This window comes from Mesorhizobium sp. M0040, from assembly GCF_040323505.1.
Classification (GTDB): Bacteria; Pseudomonadota; Alphaproteobacteria; order Rhizobiales; family Rhizobiaceae; genus Mesorhizobium.
The window spans coordinates 294,753-310,591 of sequence record NZ_JAMYVA010000003.1 but is presented as its reverse complement, the minus strand read 5'-3'; the positions used below and the strand labels follow the sequence as shown (position 1 = coordinate 310,591).

Genomic DNA, 15,839 nt, shown 5'->3' with positions numbered 1-15,839 from the left:
AGCCCGTTCTTCATCCTATCGGAGGACAGCCAGCCGGCCAGATGTTCGAACATCGCCGCCACATCTCAGGTGGCCACCGCTTCCGCGATTACTTCATGTTCGTTCTTCGGCCCCAAACGCGACATTGGTTCGGCGAGAACAGCTCTTGGCGTTGCGGCGTTGCATCTCGACCGCACCATTAAATTCGAAAGCGGAATCTCTTGCCCGTTGAATTCGAGCACGGCAGGGAGCGTCCTTGTCAGGGCACGTGCTGTTTGCCTGATTGCGGTCGCGAGTTTGGCTTATGCGAAATGGCCATCGGCGGGCATGGCCATCTATCGACAAGCGCACATAACTATTCGCGCACCAGGCGTCCGGTCGCCCACCAGATCACCGATACAACAACGATCGATGCGTAGCCGTCCACGGCATAGTGCCAGCCAGTGAACACCGATCCGTACAGGATCAGGGCTGCAAAGGTCCAACCCAGAACGCCAAGCCAGCGATTGATCGATGACAGCAAATAGGCGTTCAATGCGGCAAAGGCGACATGCATGCTTGGCATGGCCGAGATGCCGCCGCCAAGACTTGGCCGGCCGCTCTGGTAAGCCATCAGGAGATATGCCGCGGGTTCCCGCATCATGTAACTATGGTCCAGCCTGTCCAGGGCCGCATTCAATCCGTGGAAGCGATCCACGCCGACAAAGTGGTGGTAGTAAACCGGTCCGACCGATGCCAGCGCCAGGGCCAAGACCGTTCCGAGGACGGACAACGTCAGCGCTGCTGCGCAGAGATAGCGGATGCGGGCAATCTCGTCCGACCAGAGCGACACGAAAAGGATGGTGCCGAACCACTGGTAAAACCAAATGACTTCATAGCTGTTGAAGACGACGAACGACCAATTGTTGCTGTCGAGCTTATGGACGATCTCCCATGGCGGCATCCCGTGCAGCCATTCATCAGCGTCGGCCAACCAGTTGTCGGCATAGTATGGGACGACGGACGGGATGGCGATCTTGTAGGTAGAGAACGCGGTCAAGCTGGCAAAGAAGAACAGCAGCACCAGCAGACAACTGCGCCAGCGCCCTTGAACCAAATCCAGTGCGTAGCGAACCGGTTGCCGCCGGCCATGGATTAGCGCGGCACAGCAGACGCCACCGATAAACAACACCGGAATGCCAACAAGAAACTTGTGAGAATAGATTGAGGCTGACGTATAGAATACTTCTGGATATAATGCAGATGCGCCTAAAACGTATGTCGCCATGAACAAGGAGAGGCGCAATTGCCATATGGCGGAGGGCCTGTAGCGAGAGGCTTCCGTGGTTAGGGCCAAACCAATTTACCCGTTCTTAACGTTTCGCCGGAGAGACACGTACACCGATAAGGTAAAAACCTTGCCGCCAGGTTTACTTTTCCCCGGTGGTCGACATTTGCCGGCTCGAGACATGGTCGTGCCGGTCAGAGGTAAGGTAGTTGTGGGTCGGCAGTCGCTTGGCAAAGGAGTTCAAGACGACGTCGGCGGAAGCACTCGGCTTTCCGCTCGGTAGCGTTCCGCCATTTTCCGATGTTTCATTTCTTGTTTCTCCACGGCATATCCTTTTCCCAATTGCCTGCCATGATCGAGCCGTAGGGATCGACAAAGTCCTGGATGGTCGCCAGGCCATGCTTCTCGATTTGGCCGATGACCTGTTTGGCGCTCTTGTAGGCCGCCGGCAATTCGGAGAGGTCTGGTCTTCCCATCTAAAACCGGATGTCCAACCCGCGCGTTTCCGCCTTGAGAACGTCGTCGAGTTCCCGCGAGCCGATCACGTCGCGCAAGTAGCGGGTTCTGCTCATGTTTCGGCCGGCACCATGAGGGGAGAAGCCAAGCGACGCCTTTTTGTCGGTGTGGCCTGTGATCAAGACCGGCTCGCTCATATTCATCGGGATCAGCGTACGGCCATCGTCGTCGGCCGAGAAGCGAGAGAACGAAGGCGTTGCGCCTTTGGCATGATAGAAGAGCCCGTCGTCCCGGCGAAAGACGAAGTTGTGCTCGTTCCAGAACCGATCGACAATCTGGTTGCCAAGGACGCCCTGAACGCGGTCATGGATGCGGAAATGGTTTTGCTTGGTCCACTCGCGAATGATTTGCAGTGCTTCCCAGTATGCGCGGCCTTCGTCGGTCTCAGCCTCGATCCACGCCGCCCCGGAAGGCGTTTTTGGCGACACTATGTCCGGTCGACCTGAGATGACCGACATAGAGGAAATGATTGCCGTCGCCCTGCGTGCCCATGTTGCTGTCGCCGATAGGCACAATGTCGGAAAGGAAGCGGTTCGACTTAAACCGCACGGCAAGTTCCCGCGACATGTCCCAACCACGCCGATCCTTGCGCCCGCCGGGCCCGAAATGCGTTACGTCGAACGCCGCATCGAGTATCTTCTTCGGATCGTCGTTCCTCTTGAACACCGTGATCGCCATCGAGCAGCAAATATCGGCCGAATGGAAACCGGGGTGGATGGCGTTTCTCGCTGCCACGACACCGCCGACGGGAATGGTTCCTGCCGGACATGCGTCAGGCATGACGACCCCGGACACGACTGTTGGTGTGCGCAGGAGGGCATCCATGGCCTCGACCACCAGGCCAAGGTTTTCGCGCTCGACATCGTTTTCCGGCTCGAGGAAAACGCTAAACGCCAGCGCATTGGTCATCGGCATCATCTCGACCGGCAACAGTGTTTGCAGATAGGCGAAGATGTCGTCCTGCGAGCGTCCTTCGCGTTCCATGCGTTGCGCGTCGGCGATGGCGCCCGGAAACCACTTGCCCGGCTTAAAACCCCACTGGATGAGTTCCTTGCCGGTGATCACGGCCATCTCCTGTCGTCAAAAAGATCAGGCTGATTAGCACGCTGCCCGAACGCGCGCACCACCTGAGCTCGGGGCCGAACCGGCCGGGCGTTTAAACATAGTCCACCGCTCCCTGTTTGACTTATCATAAGTTTTAGCTTATCATAAGTCATGATTTATGATTATGCAGGAATGGTGGCCTTGGCCGATCCGACGCGCCGCAAGGTGTTCGAGCTCATCGCCGATCGGCCACGCTCGGTCATCGATCTGACGCGAGTGCTTCCGGTCTCGCAGCCGGCGGTATCGCAGCACCTCAAGGTCTTGAAGGAAGCCCGGCTGGTCCGCGCAGAGCCGAAAGGTGCCAGCAACATCTATCATCTCGACCCGCATGGGCTCGGCGAGATGCGCGCCTGGCTCGACCGCATGTGGGGCGATGCGCTCGACGCCTTCAAACGGGAAGTCGACAACAGCAAGGAGAAGAGGAAATGACGACCATGATCAAGCCCGCGCCGGTCAGGAAGTCGGTGACGGTGGAGGTGCCGCTCGACAAGGCATTCGATGTGTTCACCACAGGATTCGGGCGCTGGTGGCCGGCTTCGCACTCGATCGGCAAATCCGCCCTGACGACCGCGGTGATCGAACCGAAAGCCGGCGGCCGCTGGTACGAGATCGGCGAGGATGGGTCACAATGCGATTGGGGCGAGGTTCTCGCCTGGGATCCGCCGTCCAGGCTGACGCTCGCCTGGCGCATTGGAGCCGGCTGGCGCTACGATCCGGCATTGCTGACCGAAGTCGAGATCCGCTTTGTCGCGCTCGGCGAGAACGCGACGCGTGTGGAACTCGAGCACAGGCTTCTGGAGAACATGGGCGAAACCGCAGAGGCGATGCGCGAGGCCTTCGAATCCGAGGGTGGCTGGAGCGGTCTCCTGGACCGCTATGCGGCTGAGGCCAAGCGCCACGCCGCCTGATCGGGAAGCCTTCCAGTCCAATACCAGCGAGGCCCTCGCACTGTCGGCCTCGCCGTTTTTGAATCAGTGTCGATCTGCCCATCTGGTTGACCGGGGGGGATACGCTGCCCTTTACCTGCCGCCGCGAAGGTTTGCAGCGCCGCAGGTTTGTAGAACGTCCTCTCCTCCTACCATCCGGTATGCGCCGCGTCGTTTGGACGCGCGAACGGCGCTGTAGCAATTTGTCGTTGTGCATGGTCCTTTCGCAAAATCGATTCCGATTGTCAGGGTCATGCGTTAGACCTGACAGGCACCTTATCCGGAAATCCGATGGCGGGAGGCGCTGGTGGAAGGCCAGGACGAACAGATGACCGGCGCCAGGGCCGCCGAGGAGCGCCGCGCCGACATCTATGACGAGGACGGCGTCATCCTGTCGTCGTTCCTCGCCCAGATCGGTGCCGCGATCGCCGATCGCGATACGCTGACGCTGAAGCGTGAAGTCGACGATCTGCACCAGTCGGAACTCGGCCACCTGCTCGAGGCCCTGCACCCGGAACAGCGACGCGCGCTGGTCGAATTGCTGGGCAAGGATTTCGATTTTTCCGCGCTGACCGAGGTTGACGAGGCGATTCGCCGCGACATCGTCGACAGTCTGCCCAATGCGCAGATCGCCCAGGCGGTGCAGGATCTCGATTCCGACGACGCGGTCTACATTCTCGAAGACCTAGACCAGGAGGACCAGGACGAGATCCTGTCGCAGCTGCCGTTCACCGAGCGGATCAGGCTGCGGCGTTCGCTTGACTATCCCGAAGAGACCGCCGGCCGCCGCATGCAGACGGAGTTCGTCGCGGTGCCGCCCTTCTGGACGATCGGCCAGACCATCGACTACATGCGCGAGGACAACAATCTTCCCGACCGTTTCAGCCAGATCTTCGTCATCGATCCGAGCTTCAAGCTGCTCGGCGCCATCGACCTCGACCAGATCCTGCGTACCAAGCGCTCGGTCAAGGTCGAAGAGGTCATGCATGAGACCAGGCATGCCATCCCGGCCACCATGGACCAGGAGGAGGCGGCACGCGAATTCGAACAATACGATCTTCTGTCCGCCGCCGTCGTCGACGAGAACGAGCGGCTGGTGGGCGTGCTGACCATCGACGACGTCGTCGACGTCATCCAGCAGGAGGCCGAGGAAGATCTGCTGCGCATGGGCGGCGTCGGCGACGAAGAACTCTCGGACAGCATCTTTTCGACCTCGCGCTCGCGCGTGCCCTGGCTGCTGGTCAATCTTTTGACGGCTTTCCTGGCGGCCTCGGTGATCGGCCTGTTCGACCGCACCATCGAGCATATCGTGGCGCTGGCGGTGCTGATGCCGATCGTCGCCGGCATGGGCGGCAATGCCGGCTCGCAGACCATGACGATCACGGTGCGGGCGCTGGCGACCAGGGACCTCGACATCTACAATGCCGGCCGCATCATCCGCCGCGAAATCGGGGTGGGCTTCATCAACGGCATCATCTTTGCCATCCTGATCGGCCTCGTCGCTGCTGCCTGGTTCCACGATCGCAATCTCGGCGGCATCATTGCGGCTGCGATGATCATCAATATGTTCGTGGCGGCTCTGGCGGGCATCCTTATCCCGCTGCTGCTCGACCGCTTCAAGATCGATCCGGCTGTGGCTTCGGCGGTTTTCGTCACCACGGTCACCGATGTCGTCGGTTTCTTTGCCTTTCTCGGGCTCGCCACATGGTGGTTCGGCGTGCGCTGAACGTCACCTCAATTGACTTTTACGTAAATGCCATGCGAGGCTTTGAAAGGTGCCTTGTCCGCCGATTCTGGTACGCGCCTGGGCGCCGGCGGCGCCGGCCAGTTGGAACTCGCGGCGTGGCCGGGGCATTGGAGTGACGATGCGGGAATATTATTCGATCACGGAGCTGACCCGCGAATTCGACGTGTCGACGCGGACGTTGCGCTTCTATGAGGACGAAGGGCTGGTGCAGCCAGTGAGACGCGGCCGCACTCGGCTGTTCCGTCCGTCGGACCGGCATCTCATCCGCCAGATCATGCGCGGCAAGAGGCTCGGCTTCTCGATCAACGAGATCCGCGAAATCATCCAGATGTACAGGGAACCGCCCGGCGAGGTCGGCCAACTCAAATTGATGATCAAGCGCATCGAGGAAAAGCGCGAGGATTTGCGCCAGAAACGCCGCGACCTCGAAGAGACCTTGGCCGAGCTCGACCAGGCAGAGGAATCCTGCGTCGAGCGGCTGGTGGAACTCGGCGTCACCACATGAGCGTGGCGTCAGCGCCGGCTCAAATCCAGCGCCGCACCCTTTTGGCGTAGTCCCGGTATTTCTTGCCGAATTTGGCCGTCAGCACCTTCTCCTCGCTCTCGATCGTCAGCTTCTGCGTCAGGAACGCCGCGATGACCGCCAGCGGCAGGAACCAGGCGATCCCAGTGACAAAGGCGAGGCTGACCAGCAGCAGCGTGTTGGCGAGGTAGATCGGGTTGCGGCTGACGGCGAAGGGTCCGGTAGTCACCAGATGGTCAGGCACGCCGTTCGGGTTGAGCGTCGTCTTGGCGCGGATCATGGTGCGGATTGCCGTGAACCAGAGCGCGGCAACCGCCACCAACCCCACAAGGCCGGCGGCGAACAGGATGTCGCCGAGAAGATCGCCGATCCACGGCAGCGGATAGAACAGCCCTAGCGCGACGCTGACGATGATGGCGGCGATATAGATCAGCGGCGGCCATGGGATGTGCCCCAGCTTCGGCTGCCCAGGATTTTGCTGCACGGGTTTCGGGTGACTGTCGCTCATTATTGTCCTCCCTCGATTAGCGCGTTCCCCGGTTCCGCCGCCTCGGTTTGGGCGGTGCAGGTGCCGGCGAGCTCGCCAATATGCGCCTTCCACTCCGGGGACTGGTCGTTGCTGTAGAGCCGGTCAAGCGAGGCTTCGCCCTGGAGAGTGTCCAGCATGCAGGCACAATAGCTGGAGCAGAACTCGGTGTCGCGTGCCTGCTCGCAGGATATCTGGCAGGATTTCAGAAAACGCACCTCCCTGGTTTCGGCCTGCGCCGGCATGAATTGCGAAAACAGCCAGACCGAGCCGATCAGCACCGGCTGATGGATCAGATAGAAGGCAAGGCTGTGCCGGCCGATGAAGACCAGCGGATTTGCCCAGCGGCCGGGCGCCAAGGCCGACAGCCGCGTCAGCGCGCCGGAGGTGGCGGCGAGCTTGGTAACCGCGATGCCGGCAAGTACGGCGCCGAACCAGGGCAGCAGTGGAACGTAGTCGTTGGAGCGCGGGTTGGTCGCCGACAGGCCGACCCACCACAAAGCCGGATGATCGAAAAGCTCAGATCGCAGGTAGAAAGGCGCGGCAATAGCGAGGGCCGCCACGGCAAGCGTCAGCAGCGCCGGGAGGCGCAGGAACGCCAGGCCGAGCAGGCTGGCGAGCGCGATCTCGTGCAATATGCCGAAGAAGATGAAGCCATCGGGCGTGGCGATGCGGGTGACCAGCGATATTGCGAGCGCTGCCCCGGCAACCATGGCGAAGCGCTTCCAGAAGCCGGTCCAGCGGATTTTCTTGCCATGGGCGAGATAGAGGCTGATGCCGACCAGGAACAGGAAGCTCGAGGCGATGCAGCGCGCGTAGATTTTCCACCAGCCGAAGGCGGTGAGGCCGGGATCGGTGTAGCCGAAGAATTCGAGGTCCCAGGTGAAATGATAGCTCGCCATGGCAAGCAAAGCGATGCCGCGTGCAATGTCGATAGCGGCGATGCGCTTCGACTTCGGTTGATCCTGAACGGCTGCGCTCGGCGTGTCGATGCTCATGGTCTCGCTGTCTTGGTTCAGCCCCGGCAAGACGACTATCACGGTTGCCACCGTCAAAAGAAGCAGGGCCTTGCGTCGCGTTGGTACCGGTCGGCATCAGAGCTGCTTTAGGCCAGAGCCGGAAAGCCTTTGGCCGGCGTGCAGGCGTTCTTCGGCCTGGGCGCGGTTTTCGCAACGCTCGGGCTGCTGGCGGCGGCCTGCGGCTTCGTCACCTGGCGCTATCTGCCCAAATCGCTTTGATGTGCGAGCGCCGCATGGCGCTCGCGCACCCAGTTGTGGAAGCGGTGCAAGTCGTATTCCTCGGGCATCAGTACGCCGGCCTTGTGGCGCATCGAGCGCAGGCCCATCTGGTTGACCTCGCAGATATCAGCATCCTCCTCCAGCACCTGGGTACCGAAGGCGACGATGTTGTCGATATCGGCGGCCGGATCGGCGAGCGCTTCGGGCGAAAAAAGCCATTCGGCGGTAAGTTCGGTCTGCTCCGGGCCAAGCGGCACCAGCCGCACGGTCCTGACATAGTCGACATGGCCGACGACGAACATCGACGGCATGCTGGTGGCATAGGTCTGCCCGGCGGCACGCTCGCCCGGCGTCAGGCCGGAAAAGACCGAGCCGTGGACGCGCCCGTCGCGCGACCAAGTTTCGGCCCCGGCCCGCAAGCCGCCGGCAAATTCCGGCGCGTCATTGTCGGCGTGGCGCGCCCATTCGGGGTCGTCGTGCCGGCCCATCAGGCCGCGGCCATAGATCGGCACCAGCCGCGACAGGTCCTTGTGGACGCCGGGGCAGTGCAGGCACTCGTTGAAATTTTCCCAAAATACCTTCCAGTTGCAGTTTATCACCTTGCGCAGCACATGGCCGCTCAGCAGCGTTTCCAACGGCCAGTTGGCGAGGCTGCCGGATGCCGGATCGAAGGATGTTTCAGCCGAGCCGGCAGCGTCTTCCGCCAGATTGACGAAGACAAAACCGCGCCACACCGAAAGCGCGACCCGGTAGAGCGGATGATCGGCCTTGTCGAAGCCGTCCGGCAGCGATTTCGACGGCACGCGCACCAGATCGCCGTGCAGCGAATAGGACCAGGCATGGTATGGGCAGGTGATGAGCCGCGCCTTCAGCCGTCCTTCGCTCTGCTGGCAAAGCTGCGAGCCGCGATGCCGGCAGGTGTTGTGGAAGGCGCGCAACTCGCCGGTCTCGTCGCGCAGCACGACGACCTCCTGCGTGCCTATGCGGAACGTCCTGAAAGCCAGCGGCTGGGCAAGGTCGGCCTCGCGGCAGACGAGCAGCCAGTTGCGATACCAGATGGCCTCGAGATCGCGCTGATAGGCCGCGATGTCCCAATAGGCTGATGACGGCAGCGTCGGCTCGGCCCGCGTCAGGCCGTTGTAGGGACCGCGCTCATTCGGGCTGGGTTGCATGCCGGCTTCCTCCCCATCCGCCAGCCGACACCCGGCTGCGAAAATTGTCAATCGCGGCGCCGGCCGACCGGGCTTGGCGAGGCGGCGCATTCGCCACACGATCCGGCGGAATTTGGTTTGCCGGGCGCGGCGATTCTGCCTATAGTCACTGATGTCGTCGGTTCCGTTTGGAACCAAGAGGGAATGCGGTGAGGGCAAGTTGTTTGCCCAATGCCGTGGCTGCCCCCGCAACTGTGTGCGGTAGTCCTCTCCATATGCCACTGAAGGTTCGCCTTCGGGAAGGTGGGGAAGGGCGCTGATCCGCGAGCCAGGAGACCTGCCGGCGACAGGAAACTGACTTCTATGCCCTCGGGTGGAGGGCGAAAGGACAAGACATGAATACCGCTTCCGTTTCGCTCGGCGCTTCCGCCTCCTCGCAGTCGCGTCTCATGCAGCTGGCGCTTGCTGCATTCCTCGGCATTTTCGTCATGGGCTTTGTCGGCTTCTCGCATATCGATGCGGTCCACAATGCCGCGCACGACTATCGCCATTCGATGGGCTTTCCCTGCCACTAACAAGGGGCTGACATCATGACACTGTTTCGCAACGTCGTGTTCATCGCGGCGATCGCAGGGCTTGTGGCCGGCGTGGCTCTCGCCTGCATGCAAGCCTATGCCACGGTGCCGCTCATCCTAAAGGCGGAAGTCTACGAACAGGCCGGCGGCGGCCATGACCATGCCGCGGCACCTGCGGCACCGGTTGAAAACGCCGCGGGCACGACGGCTATGAGCAGCGCCGCGCCGGCACCGGCTGAAGCAATGGCTCCGGCGGAAGACGAAGGCTGGGCGCCGGCGGACGGTTTCGAACGCTTCGGCTTCAGCGTCGTTGCCAATATCGTCACCGGCATCGGCTTTGCGCTGGTCCTGGTTGCGGTTTCGGAATTCGCCGGCGGCATCGGCAATTGGCGCCAGGGCCTGTTCTGGGGGCTGGCCGGCTTTGCCGCGTTCACGCTGGCGCCGGGCCTCGGCCTGCCGCCGGAACTGCCGGCGATGCCGTCGGCCGACCTTGTCCAACGCCAGATCTGGTGGTGGGCAACAGTGGTGGCGACAGCGGCCGGTCTCGGCCTTATAGTCTTCCGCAGATCGCTGCCGCTGGTGGCTCTTGCCGTGGCGTTGATCGTTGCGCCGCATATCGTCGGCGCGCCGCAGCCCGATAGCTTCGAGACGGCGATCCCGGAAGGCCTGCACCACCAGTTCGTGGTGGCGGTGACGCTGACCAATCTGGTGTTCTGGCTGGTGCTCGGCGCGGTCGTCGGCGTGGTGCGCGGACGCTTCACGGGCACGGCGACCAGCCTGCGCGACAGCTTTGCCTGACCGCGCTGCCGGGGCACTGACCCTGGTCATCGGCGGTGCGCGCCCCGGAAAGAGCGCGCATGCCGAGAGCCTGGTGACGGTCGGCCCGCTGCCTTGGAGCTATATCGCCACGGCGCAAGCCTATGACGACGAGATGCGCCAGCGCATCGCGCTGCACCGCTCGCGCCGCGGCGCCGGCTGGACGACCATCGATGCGCCGCTCGACCTTGCCGGCGCGATCGGAGCGCTGCCTGACGGCCAGCCGGTGCTGATCGACTGCCTGACGCTGTGGCTGACCAACCATATGCTGGCCGACCATGATGTCGAGGCCGAATGCCGGAGGCTGGCCGATGTGCTGTCGCGGCCGCGTGGGCCGTGGTTCGTGGTGTCCAACGAGGTCGGCCAGGGCATCGTGCCGGACAATGCGCTGGCAAGACGGTTTCGCGACGCCGCCGGCCGGCTGAACCAGGACGTCGCGGCTGTTGCCGGCACCGTGCTTTTGATGGTGGCGGGGCTGCCGCTCAAGGTGAAATGACATGGCTGATACTATCGATCCCAAGGACGAGGAACGCCACCGCGCCAAGATGGCCAAGCGCAAGGCGGTGCAGGACGCCGAGGTCGCGGCCAAGACGGTCGAGAAGGGGCTGCTGATCGTCAACACCGGACCGGGCAAGGGCAAGACCACGGCCGCCTTTGGGCTGGCGCTCAGGATGCTCGGCTATGGCAAGCGCGTCGGCGTCGTTCAGTTCATCAAGGGCAAATGGCACACCGGCGAGAAAGACGCCTTTGCCGCCTTCGGCGACCGTGTCGTCTGGCACGCCATGGGCGAGGGCTTTACCTGGGAGACACAGGATCTGAAGCGCGACATCGCGGCGGCCGAGGCTGCCTGGGCGAAAGCGCTGGAGCTGATGGCCGAGCCGTCGATCAGCCTCGTGGTGCTCGACGAGCTGAACATCGCGCTGCGCTACGACTACCTCGATCTCGAAAAGGTGGTCGCGGCGCTGAAGGCGCGTCGCGAAGGCCTGCATGTCGTCGTCACCGGCCGCAACGCCAAACCGGCACTGGTCGAGGCGGCCGATCTGGTCACCGAGATGGGCGTGACCAAGCACCACTTCTCCGCCGGCGTGAAGGCGCAGCAGGGGATCGAGTTCTGAGGGGGTTGCTGGGGAGGCAGAGGCGCGGTGTCTCGACCTCTCAAGATTTGGGTTCCTCGCCCGCCGCGAAGGGGGGGAGAGGTGGTCGCGAAGCGGCCGGAGAGGGGCTTTCGTAGAGCGCGGTTCCCCTCTCCGTCTCGGCTTGGCCGAGCCACCTCTCCCCACTTTCGTGGGGCGAGGAACCCAAGCTGGAACTAAGCTGCGAACCTTCAAGGCCGAAGGCGCCCTATTTTGTTCTTGCTTTGTGCCGGCAGCTATGCTACTAATTTCGGTATGGTGCTAATTGGCTCCAACGACCCGCCGCATGGTGGGTTTTTGTTTCGCCTGGGATCGGGCGAAGATCACAACAGAATTACGACCGTCGAGATTACCCCAAACAGTGCGATCAGCAGAAAGTCGGCGATCCGGTAGAGTTTCAGTGCCGCCGGATGTCAGGGATAGAGTTCTGGTCGCTTGCGAAGCTGGAGATTGTTCGTGGACCAGGCGGTAATCGTCTATCTTATTCTCAATGATGGTCAGTTTGGTGCCGCTGACGAACGCGAATCCATTTATGCGCTCGAGAATCGGCTAGAGAAAGCTATCGAGGATGCATCGGTCGGCGAGTTTGACGGTGACTTGTTTGGTGAAGGCGAATGCATCCTCTACATGTATGGGCCAAACGCTGAACGACTTTTTGTCGTAGTCGAACCCTTATTGAAATCTTCTCCCGTAGCTGCCGGTGGGTACGCGATCAAAAGGTTTGGCGTGGAAGCCGATCCGAGCGCAAAGGAAGTCCGTGTTACCTGGTAGGTCGGGTTTGCCGACCCATTCGGACGTTCACGCGGCGATGACGATCACCGCGACCACGCCGAACAGCGCGATCAGCAGTAAGTCGGCGACGCGGTAGAGTTTCAGCGCCCGTCGGATGTCGGTGCTCTCGACATCATCGCGCCGGCCGCCTTCGCCCATCAATGCGTCTTCGACCATGACGCCGTCATAGGAACGGGGGCCGGCGAGCGCCAGGCCGAGCGCGCCGGCCATCGCTGCTTCCGGCCAGCCGGCATTGGGCGAGCGGTGTTTTTTCGCATCGCGCCGCACGGCGTGCCAGGCGCCCTTGGCGTCGGCGCCCTTGACCAGGAAAGCGGCGAGTACGATCAGCAGCGCCGTCAGCCGCGACGCCGGCAGGTTGATCCAGTCGTCGAAGCGCGCAGCCGCCCAGCCGAAGGCTTCGTGGCGCGGAGTGCGGTGGCCGATCATCGAATCGGCGGTGTTGGCGGCCTTGTAGGCGACGCCGCCGGCGAGCCCGCCGATACCGATCCAGAAGGCCGGCGCGACGACGCCGTCGGAGAAATTCTCGGCCAGGCTTTCGATCGCGGCGCGGCAGACAGCGGCCCTGTCGAGCTTTTCCGGATCGCGGCCGACGATCCTGGAGACGGCAATGCGGCCCATATCCAGTCCGCCGCTGTCGAGGGCATCGGCGACCGCTTCGACATGCTCGGCCAGGCTCTTCTGCGACAGCAGTGACGTCGCCAGGATTGCGGTAACCAACAAGCCGAGGGGAATGCTCCAAAGCAAGGTTTCGATCCAGAAGGCGAGGGCGGCCGGCACCAGCACGATCACCAGCAGCGCGACGACGCCCCAGCGGCGACGGTGGGCGTCGGAATCAGTGGCGCGGTTGAGCCTGCGGTCGAGAAAGGATATCAGCCTGCCGAACCAGGTGACGGGATGGCCGATGGCATCGAAGAGCCGGGCCGGGTAGCCGAGTACAAGTTCGATGGCCAGCGACAGGAAAGTGATCAGGATCGGCATGAAGTCTCTTGATGGAGTGACGGCGGCAGTGGACCACGGCGGAAGCCTTGGCCGGGCGAGGGCGCTTTTCCCTCACGCGCCGCTGCCTTTCGTCGACCTCTCGACCGGGATCAATCCGCACTCCTACCCGCTTTTCGATTTGCCCGCCACCGCCCTGTCGCGATTGCCGGAAACAGCGCGCAGCCGCGACTTGGCTGAACTCGCGGCAAGCGCCTATGGCGCCCCGTCGGCGGCGAATGTCGCAGCGGCGCCCGGCACGCAGATCCTGTTGCCGCGCGTCGCTTCCCTGGTCAGCCCGGGCACGGCGCTGGTGCTCGGGCCGACTTATGCCGAGCATAGGCGGGCAGCGGCGATCGCCGGCCATGCGGCGGCTGAAGTCGATGATTTCGAAGCCCTGGCGGCGGCCGACCTTGCCGTCGTCGTCAATCCCAACAACCCGGACGGGCGCGTCGTCGAGCGCGAAAGATTGCTTCGACTTGCCGGGACATTACGCGCCAGAGGTGGGCTGCTGGTGGTCGACGAGGCCTTCATGGATGTCGGCCCGCGCAGCGAAAGCCTGGCCGGCGACGTCGACCAGGGCGGCATCGTCGTGCTGCGTTCGTTCGGTAAGTTCTTCGGCCTGGCCGGCCTGCGGCTTGGCTTTGCACTGGCCGATGCGCTGACGGTCGAGCGGCTGGAGGCGCAATTCGGGCCATGGGCGGTTGCCGGGCCGGCGCTCGAATATGGCATAAGGGCGCTTGCCGATACCGGCTGGCAGGCCGGGATGCGGCGCCGTCTGGCCGAGGATGCCGCACGGCTCGATACGCTGTTCGGCCGCTTCGGCGTGCCTGTCGCCGGTGGCACCGCGTTGTTCCGCTATATCAGGCTGGCGGGCGCCGCCGGCCTGTTTTCGGTGCTCGGCCAGCGCGGCATCCTGCTTCGGCATTTCGCCGGCCGGCCGGATGTGCTGCGCGCCGGCCTGCCGGGAGCCGACGAAGAATGGCGGCGGCTCGAATCGGCGCTTGCCGGCTGGGCCTCGCGGCGCGACGATGATGCCAAGGGAGAAACTACCCAATGATCCACGTCTGCTCGCTGTCCAAAGTCGAGGAAACGGTAACGAAGACCGGGGCCGAGCGGCTGCTTTCGCTGCTCGCTGCCGGAACGGAGGTGATGCGACCGGCCTCGATCACCAGGGAAAACCATCTGCATCTGGTCATGCACGACATTGCGGTAGCGCAGGAGGGCATGACCATGCCGGGCGAGGAGCATGTCCTGAACCTGCTCGATTTCGCCCGCCAATGGGATCGGTCGCGGCCGCTGGTGGTGCATTGCTATGCCGGCATCAGCCGCTCGACCGCCTCGGCCTATATCATCGCGGCAGCGCTGGCGCCGAAGCGCGATGAGGCCGAGTTGGCCGAGACGCTGCGCAGGCTGTCGCCCACCGCGACGCCCAATCCGCGGCTGATCGCAATTGCCGACACGCTGCTCGATCGCAGGGGCCGGATGATCGAAGCGATCCAGGCGATCGGGCGCGGCGCAGATGCTTTCGAAGGCACGCCGTTTGCCTTGGGGATCGATGGCTAGAATCGGCCCATCGAGACGGCGCGGCAATCGTGGATCGCCGCACTCTTCGGCCACGGTAACGGCATAGATCCTAGGGTCTCCGCGACGCAGCGGAGACCCTAGGATCCATGCCGTTACATCTGAGCGTCCAAGCCTTCGCTGAATATCAACACAACCCTACGCCAACCAATCCGCCAGCTTTGCCTTGCCCACGTCCCTCAGCAGGCCGATGAAGCCGTCGGCCTGATGCTCGGCGGTCAGCCGGCCTTTTTCGGCGGTGGCAATGCTGGCGTCGCCGACCACGCCATTCGGGTTGAGGTCGCTGGCGATCCAGGCGAAGGCGTGCGTTCCGGTGTGGCGCAGCAGCGAAAATTCCTTTTCGGCGCGGGCGACCTTGGACACGAAATTGTCGGCCTTCCCCATATCGACGAGGTCGGGCCGGAAATGCAGCATCAGCGAGGTCTCGACGTCGCCGCCATGAATGCCGTGGCGGTCCTCGAGCTCGGTGTACATGCCGGCCGGCCGGCCAAAACGCTGCCAACTGGTCTTTACCGCCAGCATCTTTGCCCGCACGCGCAACTCGCGGGTGACGATGCCCATGATCTCTTCATTGCCGCCATGCGAGTTCACGACAATCAGTTTTCGGACGCCGGCGCGCGCGACCGACAGGCCAAGTTCGGTCCACGCCTCGACCAAGGTCGTCGCCGGCAGGGTGAGGGTGCCCGGTGCGTGCAAATGTTCGTTCGACTTGCCCACCGCCTGGACCGGCAGGATGCGGATGTCGAGATCGCCGGGCAGGCGCGCGATCACCGTTTCCAGCATGCCGTTCATGATCGAGGTGTCGGTCGAGACCGGCAGATGCGGGCCGTGCTGCTCAATCGCCGCCAGCGGCAGAACGGCAATGGTCGCCTCAGGATCGACGGTCGCGTATTCGGTGGTCCGGTAGTCACCCCACCATACGCGTTTTTTTGCAGCGGTCATGTCATGCCCTCTTGAACCGACAAGCCCAGACCTAACGCGGGAACG

20 protein-coding genes and 1 riboswitch are annotated in these 15,839 nt (G+C 63.0%); of the genes, 11 read left to right on the top strand and 9 right to left on the bottom strand.

The window, feature by feature from the left end:
• Positions 1-334: 334 nt before the first annotated feature.
• The 4 genes from NKJ91_RS04790 to NKJ91_RS04775 all read right to left on the bottom strand — a co-directional run bounded on the left by NKJ91_RS04790 (position 335) and on the right by NKJ91_RS04775 (position 2,827).
• Positions 335-1,246, bottom strand: a complete 912-nt coding sequence (locus NKJ91_RS04790; RefSeq protein ID WP_352454667.1) for a phosphatase PAP2 family protein — start codon at positions 1,244-1,246, stop codon at positions 335-337.
• A 305-nt stretch (positions 1,247-1,551) separates the two neighbouring features.
• A complete protein-coding gene (locus NKJ91_RS04785; protein WP_352454654.1) occupies positions 1,552-1,722 on the bottom strand; it encodes a hypothetical protein in 171 nt (56 codons plus the stop codon).
• A complete protein-coding gene (locus NKJ91_RS04780) occupies positions 1,723-2,190 on the bottom strand; it encodes an RtcB family protein (RefSeq protein ID WP_352454653.1) in 468 nt (155 codons plus the stop codon).
• On the bottom strand, positions 2,147-2,827 hold the full coding sequence (locus tag NKJ91_RS04775) for an RtcB family protein (protein WP_352454652.1): 681 nt from the start codon (positions 2,825-2,827) through the stop codon (positions 2,147-2,149). The genes NKJ91_RS04780 and NKJ91_RS04775 overlap by 44 nt, the downstream gene beginning before the upstream one ends.
• Positions 2,828-2,977: 150 nt before the next feature.
• On the opposite strand from NKJ91_RS04775, the gene NKJ91_RS04770 reads away from it, so the two are divergent.
• From NKJ91_RS04770 to NKJ91_RS04755, 4 genes are all read left to right on the top strand, one after another.
• Positions 2,978-3,295, top strand: coding sequence for an ArsR/SmtB family transcription factor (locus tag NKJ91_RS04770; protein ID WP_023676569.1), 318 nt, complete (start codon positions 2,978-2,980; stop codon positions 3,293-3,295).
• On the top strand, positions 3,292-3,774 hold the full coding sequence (locus NKJ91_RS04765) for an SRPBCC family protein (RefSeq protein ID WP_254818127.1): 483 nt from the start codon (positions 3,292-3,294) through the stop codon (positions 3,772-3,774). Before NKJ91_RS04770 ends, NKJ91_RS04765 begins: the two co-directional genes overlap by 4 nt.
• A 346-nt stretch (positions 3,775-4,120) precedes the next feature.
• Positions 4,121-5,518: a magnesium transporter gene (gene mgtE, locus NKJ91_RS04760; protein ID WP_502903556.1), complete on the top strand. Its 1,398-nt coding sequence runs from the start codon at positions 4,121-4,123 to the stop codon at positions 5,516-5,518.
• Positions 5,519-5,657: 139 nt separating this feature from the next.
• Positions 5,658-6,044 (top strand): MerR family transcriptional regulator, encoded by a 387-nt coding sequence (locus NKJ91_RS04755; RefSeq protein ID WP_023676566.1) that lies wholly within the window; start codon positions 5,658-5,660, stop codon positions 6,042-6,044.
• A 19-nt stretch (positions 6,045-6,063) separates the two neighbouring features.
• Here the strand turns inward: NKJ91_RS04755 and NKJ91_RS04750 are convergent, their stop codons facing one another.
• The 3 genes from NKJ91_RS04750 to NKJ91_RS04740 all read right to left on the bottom strand — a co-directional run bounded on the left by NKJ91_RS04750 (position 6,064) and on the right by NKJ91_RS04740 (position 8,998).
• Complete coding sequence (locus tag NKJ91_RS04750; RefSeq protein ID WP_352454650.1) at positions 6,064-6,570, bottom strand: methyltransferase family protein; 507 nt, start codon at positions 6,568-6,570, stop codon at positions 6,064-6,066.
• Entirely contained in the window at positions 6,570-7,586 is a 1,017-nt protein-coding gene (locus NKJ91_RS04745; protein WP_352454649.1) for a heparan-alpha-glucosaminide N-acetyltransferase, read from the bottom strand. The genes NKJ91_RS04750 and NKJ91_RS04745 overlap by 1 nt, the downstream gene beginning before the upstream one ends.
• Positions 7,587-7,804: 218 nt before the next feature.
• The gene (locus NKJ91_RS04740) at positions 7,805-8,998 is read right to left on the bottom strand and encodes an aromatic ring-hydroxylating oxygenase subunit alpha (RefSeq protein ID WP_352454648.1); all 1,194 of its coding nucleotides are present in this window, start codon (positions 8,996-8,998) and stop codon (positions 7,805-7,807) included.
• A gap of 141 nt (positions 8,999-9,139) precedes the next feature.
• Positions 9,140-9,336, top strand: a riboswitch (cobalamin riboswitch).
• A gap of 36 nt (positions 9,337-9,372) precedes the next feature.
• Between NKJ91_RS04740 and NKJ91_RS04735 the strand changes: the two genes are divergently transcribed.
• From NKJ91_RS04735 to NKJ91_RS04715, 5 genes are all read left to right on the top strand, one after another.
• Positions 9,373-9,552 (top strand): CbtB domain-containing protein, encoded by a 180-nt coding sequence (locus NKJ91_RS04735; protein ID WP_023676561.1) that lies wholly within the window; start codon positions 9,373-9,375, stop codon positions 9,550-9,552.
• A gap of 15 nt (positions 9,553-9,567) precedes the next feature.
• Positions 9,568-10,350, top strand: a complete 783-nt coding sequence (locus tag NKJ91_RS04730) for a CbtA family protein (RefSeq protein WP_352454647.1) — start codon at positions 9,568-9,570, stop codon at positions 10,348-10,350.
• Complete coding sequence (gene cobU / locus NKJ91_RS04725; RefSeq protein WP_352454646.1) at positions 10,343-10,864, top strand: bifunctional adenosylcobinamide kinase/adenosylcobinamide-phosphate guanylyltransferase; 522 nt, start codon at positions 10,343-10,345, stop codon at positions 10,862-10,864. The genes NKJ91_RS04730 and cobU overlap by 8 nt, the downstream gene beginning before the upstream one ends.
• 1 nt (position 10,865) lies before the next feature.
• On the top strand, positions 10,866-11,483 hold the full coding sequence (gene cobO, locus NKJ91_RS04720; protein ID WP_023676558.1) for a cob(I)yrinic acid a,c-diamide adenosyltransferase: 618 nt from the start codon (positions 10,866-10,868) through the stop codon (positions 11,481-11,483).
• A 474-nt stretch (positions 11,484-11,957) separates the two neighbouring features.
• Positions 11,958-12,272 carry a hypothetical protein gene (locus tag NKJ91_RS04715; RefSeq protein ID WP_051406122.1) on the top strand — a complete coding sequence of 105 codons (315 nt, stop codon included), beginning with the start codon at positions 11,958-11,960 and terminating at the stop codon, positions 12,270-12,272.
• 27 nt (positions 12,273-12,299) lie between these two features.
• On the opposite strand, the gene cbiB is transcribed toward NKJ91_RS04715, so the two are convergent.
• Positions 12,300-13,271 carry an adenosylcobinamide-phosphate synthase CbiB gene (cbiB, locus tag NKJ91_RS04710; RefSeq protein WP_352454645.1) on the bottom strand — a complete coding sequence of 324 codons (972 nt, stop codon included), beginning with the start codon at positions 13,269-13,271 and terminating at the stop codon, positions 12,300-12,302.
• Between cbiB and cobD the strand changes: the two genes are divergently transcribed.
• Positions 13,270-14,328: a threonine-phosphate decarboxylase CobD gene (gene cobD / locus NKJ91_RS04705; RefSeq protein WP_352454644.1), complete on the top strand. Its 1,059-nt coding sequence runs from the start codon at positions 13,270-13,272 to the stop codon at positions 14,326-14,328. The two genes, cbiB and cobD, sit on opposite strands and share 2 nt — an antisense overlap.
• Positions 14,325-14,834 (top strand): tyrosine phosphatase family protein, encoded by a 510-nt coding sequence (locus tag NKJ91_RS04700; RefSeq protein WP_352454643.1) that lies wholly within the window; start codon positions 14,325-14,327, stop codon positions 14,832-14,834. The genes cobD and NKJ91_RS04700 overlap by 4 nt, the downstream gene beginning before the upstream one ends.
• Before the next feature lie 156 nt (positions 14,835-14,990).
• Here the strand turns inward: NKJ91_RS04700 and NKJ91_RS04695 are convergent, their stop codons facing one another.
• Positions 14,991-15,794 carry a creatininase family protein gene (locus NKJ91_RS04695; protein ID WP_352454642.1) on the bottom strand — a complete coding sequence of 268 codons (804 nt, stop codon included), beginning with the start codon at positions 15,792-15,794 and terminating at the stop codon, positions 14,991-14,993.
• Between the last annotated feature and the right edge of the window lie 45 nt (positions 15,795-15,839).

Bases quoted from the DNA above. Each gene is read 5' to 3' on its own strand.
- NKJ91_RS04790 (WP_352454667.1), bottom strand. From the start codon at position 1,246: ATGGCGACATACGTTTTAGGCGCATCTGCATTATATCCAGAAGTATTC.
- cbiB (WP_352454645.1), bottom strand. From the start codon at position 13,271: ATGCCGATCCTGATCACTTTCCTGTCGCTGGCCATCGAACTTGTACTC.
- NKJ91_RS04765 (WP_254818127.1), top strand. From the start codon at position 3,292: ATGACGACCATGATCAAGCCCGCGCCGGTCAGGAAGTCGGTGACGGTG.
- NKJ91_RS04735 (WP_023676561.1), top strand. From the start codon at position 9,373: ATGAATACCGCTTCCGTTTCGCTCGGCGCTTCCGCCTCCTCGCAGTCG.
- mgtE (WP_502903556.1), top strand. From the start codon at position 4,121: ATGACCGGCGCCAGGGCCGCCGAGGAGCGCCGCGCCGACATCTATGAC.
- NKJ91_RS04755 (WP_023676566.1), top strand. From the start codon at position 5,658: ATGCGGGAATATTATTCGATCACGGAGCTGACCCGCGAATTCGACGTG.
- NKJ91_RS04700 (WP_352454643.1), top strand. From the start codon at position 14,325: ATGATCCACGTCTGCTCGCTGTCCAAAGTCGAGGAAACGGTAACGAAG.
- NKJ91_RS04770 (WP_023676569.1), top strand. From the start codon at position 2,978: ATGATTTATGATTATGCAGGAATGGTGGCCTTGGCCGATCCGACGCGC.
- cobO (WP_023676558.1), top strand. From the start codon at position 10,866: ATGGCTGATACTATCGATCCCAAGGACGAGGAACGCCACCGCGCCAAG.
- NKJ91_RS04785 (WP_352454654.1), bottom strand. From the start codon at position 1,722: ATGGGAAGACCAGACCTCTCCGAATTGCCGGCGGCCTACAAGAGCGCC.
- NKJ91_RS04750 (WP_352454650.1), bottom strand. From the start codon at position 6,570: ATGAGCGACAGTCACCCGAAACCCGTGCAGCAAAATCCTGGGCAGCCG.
- cobD (WP_352454644.1), top strand. From the start codon at position 13,270: ATGAAGTCTCTTGATGGAGTGACGGCGGCAGTGGACCACGGCGGAAGC.
- NKJ91_RS04745 (WP_352454649.1), bottom strand. From the start codon at position 7,586: ATGAGCATCGACACGCCGAGCGCAGCCGTTCAGGATCAACCGAAGTCG.
- NKJ91_RS04730 (WP_352454647.1), top strand. From the start codon at position 9,568: ATGACACTGTTTCGCAACGTCGTGTTCATCGCGGCGATCGCAGGGCTT.
- NKJ91_RS04695 (WP_352454642.1), bottom strand. From the start codon at position 15,794: ATGACCGCTGCAAAAAAACGCGTATGGTGGGGTGACTACCGGACCACC.
- NKJ91_RS04740 (WP_352454648.1), bottom strand. From the start codon at position 8,998: ATGCAACCCAGCCCGAATGAGCGCGGTCCCTACAACGGCCTGACGCGG.